The organism is Burkholderia sp. Ed8, from assembly GCF_040761425.1.
GTDB lineage: Bacteria > Pseudomonadota > Gammaproteobacteria > Burkholderiales > Burkholderiaceae > Burkholderia > Burkholderia seminalis.
Genome location: NZ_CP142885.1, coordinates 109,167 through 121,990, shown reverse-complemented (window position 1 = coordinate 121,990; position 12,824 = coordinate 109,167). Strand labels below are relative to the sequence as shown.

General features: G+C 68.2%; 12 protein-coding genes. 1 reads left to right on the top strand and 11 read right to left on the bottom strand.

Annotation, left to right across the window (positions count from 1 at the left end; genetic code table 11):
* Window positions 1–19 precede the first annotated feature (19 nt).
* From VXM69_RS00555 to VXM69_RS00520, 8 genes are all read right to left on the bottom strand, one after another.
* Window positions 20–1,108: an iron ABC transporter permease gene (locus tag VXM69_RS00555; RefSeq protein ID WP_034187736.1), complete on the bottom strand. Its 1,089-nt coding sequence runs from the start codon at window positions 1,106–1,108 to the stop codon at window positions 20–22.
* 15 nt (window positions 1,109–1,123) lie between these two features.
* Window positions 1,124–2,041, bottom strand: coding sequence for a hemin ABC transporter substrate-binding protein (locus VXM69_RS00550; RefSeq protein WP_367188788.1), 918 nt, complete (start codon window positions 2,039–2,041; stop codon window positions 1,124–1,126).
* A complete protein-coding gene (locus VXM69_RS00545; protein ID WP_034187859.1) occupies window positions 2,038–3,129 on the bottom strand; it encodes a hemin-degrading factor in 1,092 nt (363 codons plus the stop codon). Before VXM69_RS00545 ends, VXM69_RS00550 begins: the two co-directional genes overlap by 4 nt.
* Before the next feature lie 49 nt (window positions 3,130–3,178).
* Window positions 3,179–5,449, bottom strand: coding sequence for a TonB-dependent hemoglobin/transferrin/lactoferrin family receptor (locus VXM69_RS00540; protein ID WP_367188787.1), 2,271 nt, complete (start codon window positions 5,447–5,449; stop codon window positions 3,179–3,181).
* Between the two features lie 235 nt (window positions 5,450–5,684).
* Complete coding sequence (locus VXM69_RS00535; protein WP_049034581.1) at window positions 5,685–5,912, bottom strand: hypothetical protein; 228 nt, start codon at window positions 5,910–5,912, stop codon at window positions 5,685–5,687.
* A 186-nt stretch (window positions 5,913–6,098) separates the two neighbouring features.
* Entirely contained in the window at window positions 6,099–6,491 is a 393-nt protein-coding gene (locus tag VXM69_RS00530; protein WP_034187740.1) for a DUF6232 family protein, read from the bottom strand.
* Window positions 6,492–6,615: 124 nt separating this feature from the next.
* Window positions 6,616–6,876, bottom strand: a complete 261-nt coding sequence (locus tag VXM69_RS00525; RefSeq protein ID WP_011548992.1) for a DUF2866 domain-containing protein — start codon at window positions 6,874–6,876, stop codon at window positions 6,616–6,618.
* A gap of 206 nt (window positions 6,877–7,082) precedes the next feature.
* Window positions 7,083–8,240 carry a porin gene (locus VXM69_RS00520; protein WP_175029026.1) on the bottom strand — a complete coding sequence of 386 codons (1,158 nt, stop codon included), beginning with the start codon at window positions 8,238–8,240 and terminating at the stop codon, window positions 7,083–7,085.
* 308 nt (window positions 8,241–8,548) lie between these two features.
* Between VXM69_RS00520 and VXM69_RS00515 the strand changes: the two genes are divergently transcribed.
* Window positions 8,549–9,355 carry a MetQ/NlpA family ABC transporter substrate-binding protein gene (locus VXM69_RS00515; RefSeq protein ID WP_034187742.1) on the top strand — a complete coding sequence of 269 codons (807 nt, stop codon included), beginning with the start codon at window positions 8,549–8,551 and terminating at the stop codon, window positions 9,353–9,355.
* 135 nt (window positions 9,356–9,490) lie between these two features.
* Here VXM69_RS00515 and VXM69_RS00510 read toward each other — a convergent pair whose 3' ends face one another.
* From VXM69_RS00510 to VXM69_RS00500, 3 genes are all read right to left on the bottom strand, one after another.
* Window positions 9,491–10,606 (bottom strand): succinylglutamate desuccinylase/aspartoacylase family protein, encoded by a 1,116-nt coding sequence (locus VXM69_RS00510; RefSeq protein WP_034187743.1) that lies wholly within the window; start codon window positions 10,604–10,606, stop codon window positions 9,491–9,493.
* 225 nt (window positions 10,607–10,831) lie between these two features.
* Window positions 10,832–11,614 (bottom strand): ABC transporter substrate-binding protein, encoded by a 783-nt coding sequence (locus VXM69_RS00505; RefSeq protein WP_034187744.1) that lies wholly within the window; start codon window positions 11,612–11,614, stop codon window positions 10,832–10,834.
* Window positions 11,615–11,840: 226 nt separating this feature from the next.
* A complete protein-coding gene (locus VXM69_RS00500) occupies window positions 11,841–12,761 on the bottom strand; it encodes a LysR substrate-binding domain-containing protein (protein WP_034187745.1) in 921 nt (306 codons plus the stop codon).
* Between the last annotated feature and the right edge of the window lie 63 nt (window positions 12,762–12,824).

The window sequence follows — 12,824 nt, the reverse complement described above, 5'->3', positions numbered from 1 at the left end:
GGTCGTCGTGAGGAAGGGATTACCCGCCGAGCGCGCCGCGGCTCTTCCACAGCAGCGCGAGGAAGAACGGCGCGCCGAGCAGCGCGGTCAGCACGCCGAGCGGAATGTCGGCCGGCGCGGCGACGGTGCGCGCGGCGAGATCGGCGGCGAGCGTCAGCAACGCGCCGAGCAGGGCGGCGCCGGGCAGCACGATGCGCTGGTCGGGGCCGCACGCGAGCCGCACGCAATGCGGCGCGACGAGCCCGATGAAGCCGATGATGCCCGCGCACGAGACGAGCGCGCCGACCGCGAGCGCGACCGCGACGAGCACACGCCGCTTCAGCCGCTGCACGGGCACGCCGAGATGCAATGCCTCGGTTTCGCCGAGCTGCAGTGCGTTCAGCGCGTCGCGTTCGCGCGCGAGCAGCACGCAGCCGATCGCGACGCATGGCGCGACGGCCGCCAGCGCGGGCCATTGCGCGCCGCCGAGGCTGCCGAGGCTCCAGAAGGTCAGCGAGCGCAACTGCGCGTCGTCGGCGACGAACGTGAGCAGGCCGATCGCCGCGCCGGCCAGCGCGTTGATCGCGATGCCGGCGAGCAGCAGCAGCGGCAGCGCGAGCCGGCCGCGCGACGCGGCGAGCCGATAAACGAGCGCGGCGACCGCGAGCGCGCCCACGAACGCGGCGACGGGCAGCGCGGCCGCGCTCACGTGCGCGGCAAAGAGCGCGGGGCCGAGCACGATCATCGTCGTCGCGCCGAGCGCGGCGCCGCTCGACACGCCGACGAGGCCCGGATCGGCGAGCGGATTGCGGAACAGCGCCTGCATCGCGGCACCGGTCGCGCCGAAGCCGCCGCCGACCAGCAGCGCGAGCGCGACGCGCGGCGCGCGGATGTCGAGCAGCACCGCACGCGCCTGCTGCGCGGCGGCATCGCCGCTCAGGGCGGCCCAGGCCTCCGCGAGCGGAATGCGATACGCGCCGACGCACAGCGCGACGACGGACATCGCGCACACGAGCACGGCGAGCGCGGCGAGGGTGAACGGCGCCAGGCGGCGCGACGTGCCGACGCGCGCGGCGCCGGCGCGCGAGGCGGGCGACGGCGCGGAGAAGGGCGAAGCGTGAGCGGGCATCGAGATGATCCGGAATCAGGCGAGCGCATCCGACAGGCGTCGGTGCAGGGTCGTGACGGCGAGCGGCAGGCGCGGGCCGAAGCCGAGCAGCAACAGCGCGTCGAGCGACACCACGCGCCGCGCGCGGCCGGCCGGCGTCGCACCGAAACCGGGCGTTGCCAGTAGCGCGGCGCGACCGCCGACGGCGGCCAGCCCTTCGTCGGAGATCAGCACGACGTCGGGCGCGGCGGCCGCGAGTGCCTCGGTCGTCAGCGGCTTGTAGTGATCGAAGCCCTGCATCGCGTTGCGCGCGCCCGCATAGCGGATCATTGCGTCGGCGGCCGTGCGCTGGCCGGCGACGAGCGCCTGGTTGCCGGTATGGTTCAGCACGAACAGCACGCGCGGCGGTTGCACGCCGGCAGGCGCGCGCGCGGCGACCGCGTCACGCGCGGCCTGCCAGTCGCGCTCGAAACGTTGCAGCAACGCGGTGCCGGCCTCGCGCACGTCGAGCGCCTGCGCGATGCCCGTGATCTTCGCGCGCACCGATTCGACGTCGTGGCGTTCGTCGAACGTCGTGATCGTGACGCCGGCGCTTTTCACCTGCGCGATCGCGGTGGGCGGGCCGGCTTCCGCCGACGCGAGCACGAGATCGGGGCGCAGCGACAGCAGCCCTTCGGCCGACAGCGCGCGCTGGTAGCCCACTTTCGGCAAACGCTTCGCGGCGTCGGGATACGTACAGGTCGTGTCGGCGCCGACGAGCCGGTAGCGCGGCGTCTCGGCACCGCCGAGCGCGAACGCGGTTTCCGCGAGCGCGCCGCCGATCACGACCACGCGCTTCGGGGCGGCCTGCGCAGCCTGGGCGAGCACGCTGCCGGGCAGCGCGCCCGCGAGCGCGCCGGCCGCCGCGCCCGCGAGCACGGCGCGGCGGCGCGGATCGAACGGCCGCGCGCTCACCGCGCGCCCCCGCGTGCGGCCGCCGGCAGCGTCGCGACGAGCGCACGCCAGTCGTCGCGTTCGACCTTGCCCGGCTTGCGTTCGCCGAACAGCAGCGCGACGTGGTCGCCCTGCCGGTCGAACAGTTCGAGCGACGTGACGATGCCGTCGCTCGTCGGTTTCTTCACGACCCAGGCGGCGGCGATCAGGTCTTCGCGGACATGCAGGTTGAAGCCGGGGTCGAGCACGTTGATCCATGCGCCGACCTCGCGCACGTTCGCGACGGGACCCGTGTGGATCTGGATCATCCCCGCGTTGCCGACGAACACCATGATCGGCTGGCCGCTTTGTGCCGCCTGCTGAAGCACGTGGCGCAGCGCATGCGCGGTTTCGACCGGATATGCATGGTGCGGCTCGGCGAGACGCAGCGCCTGCATGCGGCTCACGCCGAAGCGCTGCGTGATGCCGAAGAACTGGTGCGTGTCGGTCATCGCTTCCCACGCGGCGCGGAAGCCCGCGACGTCGATCTCGGTGTCGGCACGCTCGGGTGTTTTCGGTGCGGCGGGCGCGACGTCGAGGCCCGGCTCCTGCGACGGCGCACGCCAGCGTTCGACGAACGCGTCGTACGCGGCGTGGTCGCTGTGCGCGCGCAGGTACACCTTGTGGATCGCATGGCCTTGCGCGTCGAAGAACTGCAGGCTCTTCAGCGGGCCGTGCGCGGTTTCGTCGCGCACCGCGAACGCCGACACCCAGTGACGATAGAAGATGCGCAGGTCGATGTCGCCGAGCGCGAGGCCGACCGGGCCGTCGTGGCTCATCTGCGCATATTCGCCGTCCTTCTCGTGGACGGCCGTGTCGTTGCGCGTGAGCGCCATCACGCGGCCGAGGCGCGGCATTTCCTCGAACATCGCCGGAAAGCGCGCGTCGAGCCGCACGACGTGCTCGCCGACGAACGCGGCAAGCGCCTCGCCTTCGCTGACGCCGAGCGCCTGGGCGACGTCGCGGTTGCGCAGCTGACGCTCGGTCTTGAGCTTGATGAATGCGTCGCGCAGCGCGGCGGCCGCACGGGCCGGGCCGGCCGATTGACCGGGAAGGGCGGATTGCATCATGTCGGACTCCTTCAAGTAGCGGTTGGGGTGGGTGCGCGGGCGATGCGCATCAGAAATCCACTTTCATGCTGACGGCGACCGTGCGGCCGGGCGACGAATACGCGTCGAGCACCTGCGAATCGGCCGCGATGCCGCGCACGTCCGACCAGTTCCAGTACTTGCGGTCGAACAGGTTGCGGATGCCGATCGTCGCGCTCACGTGCTTGTTGAAGCGGTAGCCGCCGCGCAGGTCGACGACCAACGACGACGGCGGCGTGAAGCACGCCTTGTTCGAGCAATCGGACTTGTCGACGTCCTTGTCGCGTTTCGCGGCCTGGAACAGCAGGTCGGTCTGCACGAACCAGCGCTCGCTCGGCTCATAACGCACGCCGAACACGGCGGAGAAAGGGTTGACGGTGTTCAGCGGCTGGCTGGCCGCGCCGTCGTTCTGCGTCGAGCCCTTCGTGAACGCCATCGCCGTCTTCAGCGTGATGCCGTTCGGCATCACCCATTCGGCGCGGCCTTCGAGGCCGTGGATGCGCGCGTCGGCGAAGTTCACGTACTGGAACACGAACGGGTCCGCCGGCCGGCCGGCGCCGGCGATCGTCGTGCGCGAGATGAAGTTGCGGTAGCGGCCCGTGAACGCGGCCGCGCTGTAGCGCACGACGCCGTAGCCGGTGCCGGCCTTGCCGCGCAGGCCGGCTTCGAACGTGTCGCTCGTCTCGGGCTTCAGGTTCGGATTGCCGATCGACGTGTAGCCGTACACGGGGTTCGAGAAGCTGCTGTTCACCTGGTCGGGCGTCGGCGCGCGGAAGCCGTGCGCGTACTGCACGTACGGAATGACGGCCGGCGTGATCTCGTAGAGCACGGCGACGCGCGGCGACAGTTCGTTCGCACTCGTCGACACGGCCTTGCCGGTGAACAGCGGATCGTTTTCGGTCGGGCTCAGCCGGTACGTGTCGAAGCGCAGGCCCGGCGTGACGAGCAGGCGGCCGTAGCCGATCTGGTCCTGCACGAACGCGCCGAACAACGTGTAGTCGGTGTCGGGGAACGCCTTGTTCGGGAACGCTTCGCCGACGCCCGGCACCGTGCCGTCGCGCAGGTTCGTCACGCGCGACAGGCTGCCGTCGACGCCATACAGCAGCTTGTGCGCGAACGGGCCGGTCGCGAAGCCGCTTTCGGCGAACGCGGAGCCGCCGAACGTGCGTTCCCGGTACTGGTTGTCGCGCGAACGCGATTTCAGCGGCGCGCCGCGCGTCTCGAACGCGTACTGGTCCTGCTTCGCGTCCTGGTAGTAGAACTGCAGGTGCGCGGTCTGGAACCAGCGGAACGCGTCGTCGCGGAAGTCGTAGTCGACGCTGAAGCGGTTGCGCTCGAGCCGGTCGTGGGTCGTGAGGCCGAGCGTGGTCGGCGGGTTGATCGCCGACAGCACGTCGGTGCTCACGCGCCGCTGCACCGTTTCCGCGGTGAACTTGACGGTGTCGCGCGTGGTGGGCGTCAGCACGAGCTTGCCGAGCAGCGATTCCGAATAGACGTCCTGCGGGTTCGACGTCGTGCGCAGCGTGCTCGCCGAATGGTTGCTGCCGCGCGTATCGACTTCGTGGCCGCGCCGGCCGTCGGCGATGATCATCCCCTGGATGCGGTCGTTGCCGCCCGCGGCCGACACGGTCGCGCCGATGCTGCGGTCGGCCGAGTCGTAGCTTGGCCGGAACGAGAAGTAGTACGGCTTGTCGTAGATCGACAGCAGGTCGCGCGGGTCCTTCGTGATGAAGTTCACCGCGCCGGTCAGGCCGTCGCTGCCGTACAGCGCCGATGCCGGCCCGCGCAGGATCTCGATGCGCTTGAGCGTGTCGAGGTCGGCGTAGTCGCCGCGCCCCGCTTCGAGCGGGCCGAACGAGAACGCGTTCGGCAGGCGGATGCCGTCTTCCATCAGCAGCACGCGGTTGCCCTCGAGGCCGCGGATGTTGATGCTCGAATCGCCGTCGCGGCCGCCGCCGAGCGCGGCGCTGCCCGGCCGGTACGCGGTGCGGCGCACCGTGATGCCGGGCTCGTAGCGCAGTGCATCCTTGATGTTGGTGGCCTGCTGTTCCTCGAGATCCTCGTCGGTGATCACCGACACGGATGCCGCCGTGCGGCTCGCGGCGGTGGCGGTGCGGGTGGCCGTGACGGTGACGGGGTCGAGCAGCGCCGCGTCGCCGCGCGCGGACGCGGCGACGAGGACGGCGGAAGGCGGGTTGGCGCCTTGCGGCGACGAATCGGCGTGAGCCGTGGCGGCGGACAGGCCGAACGCGCCGAACAGCGCGGCACAGATCGGCCGCCGCGCCAGCGAATAACAATGCACAGGTGGTCTCCCATTGACGATAACAAGCCCGAAGGCTGGCTGGGTGACGCGTTCACCTGGCTGGCCCGTTTGCGCGCGGCAGGCGGCAAACGGCGAATTGAAAGGCAACTGACAACTTTACCAGTGTAAATGAGAATTATTATCAATGCAAGGACGAAAGGCGGCGTGAGTGAGCGCTCGCGTGCGCGGCTCGCACGCGCCGCGGCAGCCCTTTCGGGAGCCGTGCGCGCGCCGGTCAGGCCAGCGCTTCGATGCGGATCAGCAGGTTGCGCGCGTGCGCGATGAACGCTTCGTGCGTCGCGCGATCGCTGTGGACGTCGAGGCCGGCCTGTTCGGCGAAGACGATCTGTTCGGTGTAGAGGTCGACGAGCGCGCGGCGTGCATCAGGGGGCAGCGCGCGGATCATCGACACGATCAGCAATTCCTGCGCGCGAAGCGTGCCGGACAGCGACTGGACGTTCATGCTGGCCTCCTCGGACGATGCGGCGGCGCGCCGCTCCTTCCATACTAGGCGGTCGGCGCGTGCGGCGCAGGCGCGGCGCGGGCGATGACGTGCGGGAATACGGTTCGCCGAGGCAGCCGCACGTGCCGGCACGCACCGCGTGCGTCCGGCAACCGTGAATCGAAGCGTGCAGCCGCGTGAAGGGGATCAGTTGGCGGGAGTGGCGGTCCTGGCGGCCTGTGCATCGCGCACGACCTGCGCGACGCGTTCGACGAACGCGGCGTCGGTGCTCGACAGCGCTTCGCGCTTGCCGTCGGGCATCTCGACCATCAGCCGGTACGTGATGTCCTGCGTGGCCCAGGCGAGGTAGCCGACGACGACGAGCATCACGCCGACGACGAGCGCGGCGCTCGATGCGCCGATGCCGCCTGCGACGGCGATGGCCGCGCCGATCAGCGAGATCAGCGACGGAACGAGGCGGTTCTTGGGAATCTTGACGACATCGACGTGACGGATGTCACGCAGTGCGAATACCTGCCCGGCGGCCGACAGGCCGTTGCGCGTGACCATGACGCCACGTTCGTTGAATGCGTTTTCCATCGTGTGTTGCGTGGACGAAAACGCGCAGCGTAGCAGGTTTCGTTGCCGCGTCAAACGAGACCGACTGCCGCACGATGCGTGCGGCGCGGCCGACAGGCGGGACGCGGGTGGCGCGGGAGCGCGGTCAGAACTGCAGCCGGCCGTCGCCGTAAAGGCGGCCCGGCACGTGCGAGGCGACGACCTCGGCGATCTCTTCGTCGGTCGATTCGGCCGGCACGATCTGGCGCCGTGCGGGGGCGTCGAGATGCATCGTCCATTCGACGAGCCGATACGGTCGGCCCCACGGGCGCTGCATTTCGACCGAGACGCGGCAACTCTGGACCGGCAGCGAGTGTTGGCACGTCAGAATCGCGTGCAGATGGCTGAAAACGGTATCTTCGATCATCATGGCCTCCGATCCTGTCTTGTGGGCAATCGATGGCGGCGCCGTCGGCATTTAAAAAAAAAGCCGCCGATGCTCAGGCGGCCAACAGGGGGGGTGAGAGCATCGTCTCAGCTCAGAATTAAGCGAAACTTAAAAGCCCATAAAAAAGCGCCCCGCGTGGAGCGGGGCGCTTCTTGCCGTCGTGATCCGCGAGTTAAGCGGACGCTTTAGAACTTGTGACGGATACCGATGCGGGCGGCGATCTGGTTCTTCGAACCCGTGCCCGACGTGTTGAAGTAGCTCGTGCTCGAGCCGATCTGCGCTTGCACGCCCTTGCCCGAAGCCTGCTGGTACACGACCAGGCCGTACACGTCCGTCCGCTTGCTGAGTGCGTAGTCGGCGATACCGTTGACCTGGTTCCAGTGCCACGAATTGCCGTTCTGCGTCGCGTTCGTGTACGTGTAGCCGAGGCCGCCCGACAGGGCCGGCGTGAACGCGTACTTCGCGCCTGCTTCGTATGCGTTGTAGAACGTGCCGCCCGCGCCCGAAACGGTCGAGAACTGCGTACGCGTCCACAGCAGCCATGCCGTTGCCGGACCCCAGACGTAGCGGCCGCCGACGCCGTACGTGCGCAGGTCGCGGACGTTGCCCGTGCTCAGGTTCGCGATCGTCGTCGAGAAGGCCGGCGACGACTGGCTCGGGTAGCGGATGTCCGTGTAGGCGGCGCCGACCGAGATCGGGCCGTTCGCGTAGTTCAGGCCGAAGCTGTATGCGCGCGACGAGCCTGCCGTCGTCGTCGTGCCCGACGTCGTGGCCGGTGCGCCCGCGAAGTCCGTCGAGTTCGAGAAGCCGTACAACGCGCCGAACGTGAAGCCCGAGTAGTTCGCGCTCTGGAACTTCACGGCGTTGTTGATGCGGCTCGACGTGAGCTGGTCGATGTCGTTCACGTGGTACGCGTAGTTGCCCGCGACCGTGTTGCCGCCCGTCGAGTAGTTCGAACCGAGGATGTCGGTCGAGAACGAGTACTGGCGGCCGAACGTGACCGTGCCGTACTGCGACTGGCTCAGGCCGACGTAAGCCTGGCGGCCGAAGATCGCGCCACCCTGGCCGATCGTGCCGTTGCCGCTGTTGAAGCCGTTTTCGAGCACGAAGATCGCCTTCAGGCCGCCACCGAGGTCTTCGGTGCCGCGCAGGCCCCAACGGCTGCCCTGGGCAACGCCGTCGTCGTACTTGAACAGCTTGCCCGTGCCGCCGTTGGCGGTCTTGCTGTGGTTCACGTAGCTGATACCGGCATCGATGACGCCGTACAGCGTCACGCTGCTTTGTGCGTGCGCCGTGCCGGCCGTTGCTGCCAGGGCGGCGATGGTCAACAGTTTCTTGTTCAAAGGATTCTCCGAGCGAATAAATGGCGTGTCCAGTTGCGGTTCCGGCGCTCTCTCTGGGCGCTTTCACGGACCGGCCGCAACTTTATCGGCGGGGCACGTAATGAATATGACAGCGACTGTCATATGAAGAATGTGTGGCGCCGATGCGACACCGAATTCTGCCCGGGTTGGCCAGCGGGGGTTATACCGATTTCGGCAGAGAATCGATCCCGATCCGGAATATGCACATGAAATAAGCTTGGTTTGTCGCGTTCGGGCCCCGTGTCACGATCCGTGCTCCAACAAACGACACGGGACAAGAGGACACCATGCGACGTTCGATCCTGACCGGCCTCGGCGCACTCGCCGCCGCGCTGGCATTCGCGGCGCCCGGCGCGCACGCCGATCCGCAAACGCTGAAGATCGGCACGATGAGCGGCCCCGACGCGCAGATCTGGACCGAAGTGACGAAGGTCGCCGCGCGCGAAGGGCTCGCGATCAAGGTCATCGAATTCAACGACTACGTGCAGCCGAACGCGGCGCTCGATTCGGGCGACCTCGACGCGAACGGCTTCCAGCACCAGCCGTTCCTCGACAGCCAGATCAAGCAGCGCGGTTACAGGATCGTGAACGTCGGGCTCACCTACACGGCGCCGATGGGCTTCTACTCGAAGAAGCTCAAGTCCCTGAAGGACTTGCCGGTGGGGGCGAAGGTCGGCATCCAGAACGACCCGTCGAACGGCAATCGCGCGCTGCTGCTGCTGCAGAAGTACGGCGTGATCAAGCTGAAGCCGGGCGTCGGCACGAACGGCGTGAACGCGACGCCGCTCGACGTCGCCGAGAACCCGAAGAAGATCAAGATCGTCGAACTCGACGCCGCGCAGTTGCCGCGCGCGCTGCCTGACGTCGATGCCGCGTCGATCAATACCGACTACGCGGTGAAGGCCGGGCTGACGCCGGTGAAGGACGCGATCGCGATCGAGGACCTGCGCGGGCCGTACGCGAACCTGATCGCGGTGCGTGCGCAGGACAAGGACAAGCCGTGGGTGAAGAAGCTCGTCGCGGCCTATGAATCGGACGACGTGCGCAAGTTCATCGACCAGAAGTTCGGCGGCGCGATCGTGCCGGCATTCTGAACGGTCTTCACGCCGAACGGCCGGCGGCCGTCGCCGGCCGCCGACGTGCCCTCCGGAAAGCCAATCGCCCGCGCAAGCGGGCGATTTCGTTGGTGCGTGCGCTGCGCGCCGTGGCCCGGCGCGCGGGCCGCGCGCTCAGGCCGACAGCAGCGAACCCGTGCGGATCGCGGTCGCGCCGGCGACGCGCGCGACTTCCATGCCGGCCGTCGCGAAACGTACGATCTGGCGCGCGTACAGCACGCCCGATACGCTGCTCTTCAGCGTGACGACGCGATCGGTCAGCGGATCGACGATGTCGGCCACGGCCTGGCCCGCCTCGATCATCGCGCCCACCGGCGTGCGGAACACGATCACGCCCGACACCGGCGCGACAAGCGGATCGGTGCCCGCGAGCGGCGTGGCCGGATGCGCGAGCGGCGGCAGCGGCGCCGGCGTGCCGTCGACGATGCCGCGCTCGGTCAGGTACTCGACGATGGCCTGTGCGTCCTTTTCGGCGAGTTCGTACGACACGTCGCGTTCGCTGCGCAGTTCCACCGTGACGGAAATCGCGCCGTTCGGGATCGGGAAGCGGTCGCCGAAACGGCTGCGCAGATCCGACCAGCAGAAGCTGTGGATTTCGTCGAACGGGTTGCCGACCGAATTCAGCGCGAGCAGCGACGCCTGCGCGTCGAGATAGCGCGACAGCGGCTCGACGTCCGGCCAGAGGTCGGGATTCGTGTAGAGGTGCATCACCGCATCGCTGTCGCAGTGCAGGTCGAGCACGATATCGGCGTCGAACGACAGCTTCTGCAGCGCGAGGCGCTGCGAGTCGAGTTCGGTGCGCGGCTTCTGCTCGTCGAGCGCTTCGCGCATCGCGGCGCGCACGGCGACGAGGTTGCGCTGCGCGTCGTTCGTGAGATGGTGTTCGACGCGCGGCAGCACCAGTGCCGCGAGATCGTAGAAATTGCGGTTGAAGTTCTGCATCGAGCCGAGCTCGAAACGGCCGAGGTGATCGCCGAACACGTGCTGCGACAGGCCGATCGGGTTCGGCACGGGCACGACCACGATTTCGCCGCGCAGCTTGCCGGCCGTCTCGAGCGCGGCGATCTTGCGGCGCAGCAGCGTGGCGACCAGCATGCCGGGCAGTTCGTCCGCATGCAGCGACGACTGGATGTAGACCTTCTTGCCGCCGCGCGGGCCGTAGTGGAAGCTCGTGATCTGGCGTTCGGTGCCGACGGCGGGGGAAATCAGCGGATGGGTCTGCGTTTGCATGATGGGGGAGTGCGGCGCAGCCGCGAAGGATCCGGTGTGCGTGGAAGGACGATTGTACGTTGCCTGCGTCGTCGCCATCAAACCGGTACCGGAACGCGCGGATTTTCCTTGCGAATCATCGGTTTGGTACGGAAAAAATAACGTCGCCCAACCCGCGCGCGCAAAAAAAACGGGCTCCTCGCGGAGCCCGTTTCATCGCGGCGCGCGGCGCGCCGGCTGGCCGTATTACTTGCCGTAGACGTCGAAATCGAAGTACTTCTTCGCGATCTTGTCGTACGTACCGTCCTTGCGCATGCCGGCGATCGCGCCGTCGATCTTCGCCTTCAAGTCGGTGTCTTCCTTGCGCAGGCCGATACCGGCGCCGTTGCCGAGCGTCTTCGGATCGTCGATGTCCTTGCCGGCGAAGTCGAAGTTCGCGCCGCGCGGCGTCTTCAGGAAGCCGATCTCGGCTTGCACCGCGTCTTGCAGCGCGCCGTCCAGACGGCCGGAGATCAGGTCGGCGTAGACCTGGTCCTGGTTCTGGTAAGGCACGACGTTCACGCCCTTCGACGCCCAGTACGTCTTCGCGTAGGTTTCCTGGATCGTGCCCTGCTCGACGCCGACCGACTTGCCCTTCAGCGATTCGGCCGTCGGCATCAGGCCCGTGCCCTTCTTCGTGACGAGGCGCGTCGGCGTGTTGAACAGCTTCGCCGAGAAGGCGATCTGTTCCTGACGCGCCGGCGTCATCGACATCGACGACAGCACGCCGTCGAACTTGCGGGCCTTCAGCGCCGGGATCATCCCGTCGAAGTCGTTTTCGATCCACACGCACTTCGCGTGGATGCGGCGGCAGATTTCGTTGCCGAGATCGACGTCGAAACCGACAACCTTGCCGTCGGCGCCTTTCGATTCGAAAGGCGGGTAGCTGGCGTCGACGCCGAACCGCACGGTCGACCAGTCCTTCGCGTACGCGCTGCCTGCCGATACGGCGAGCAGGGCAACGGTCACAGCCGCAAGAATCTTTTTCACTCGGTGACTCCTCGTTTTGTTCGATGGGTGCGCGGTTGTGCCGCGCCGTAAGCCTTCGGTCCGCCGCGGCTTCGCGTCGGACAGTCCGTTTCGCCCACCCGATGCGGGTGCGCGACGTGCGCAAGATTATCAAGACAAAATACCGGCAGGGCGCCTAGGACAAGCCCCGATACCGGGCCCGGCGGCGGCGCGTTGCGGGCGCCGCCGTTTCAGACACAGGAACGATTCAGCCGAGCGTTTCGTTGACCGCGCGCCGCAGGCACGTGACGAATTGCGACACGGCGGGCGTGGGCAGCAGGTCGCGCCGCGCGATGATCGACAGGTCGAAGCGCGGCATGCTTTCGTCGAGTTCGGCCGTGCGGATGCCGAGCGGCGCGACCATCGCGGCCAGCGGGCGCGTGAAGCAGCCGATCACGTCGGAGCGCGCGACGAGCCCGAGCGTCACCGCGAACGACATCGGCGAGCGCAGCAGGCGTTTCGGCAGCGGCAGCCCGTGCTTCTCGAACATCCCGACCATCACGCTGTGCGGAAACTGCTCGGCGCCGACGGTGACGATCCACTCGGCATCGAGCAGTTCCTCTAAACGGCGCGCATGCGCGAGCGGGTGGCCGTCGCGCATCACGATCGTGAATTCGGTCGACAGCAGCGGCGATTGCGTGAAATCGCGGTCGAGCGCGGGCACATGGTGCATCGCAGCGATGTCGAGCGTGCCGTTGCGCAGCTGCGCGAGCGCGTCGGGCACCGTCACTTCCTCCAGATGGAGGCTCACGTTCGGCATCGACCGGCGGAACGCCGTCACCGCGTGCGGCAGCGCGGTCAGCGCGATCGACGGCATCGTGCCGACCGCGACGCGCCCCGACATCTCGCCTTTCACCTGCTCGACGGCCTCGACCGTGCGGCGGATGTCGCCGAGCAGCTGCTCGGCGCGCGGCAGCAGCGCGTGGCCGCATGCGGTCAGCTCGACGCCGCGCACGCTGCGCGCGAGCAACTCCGCGTTGAGCGCCGTTTCGAGTTCGCGGATCGTGTGCGTGATCGCGGGCTGCGTGACGCCGAGTTCGCGCGCGGCGGCGCGCAGGCTCTTGAGGTGCGCGGCGGAGACGAACGCCTGGAGCTGCGCGATGTTCAGCGGGTTGCGGATGCGGGTCATCGGTCGGGTCCGGTTGGCGCGAAAGGGGGCGACGGTTTCATGCTTCGGATGGCGGTCCTGGGG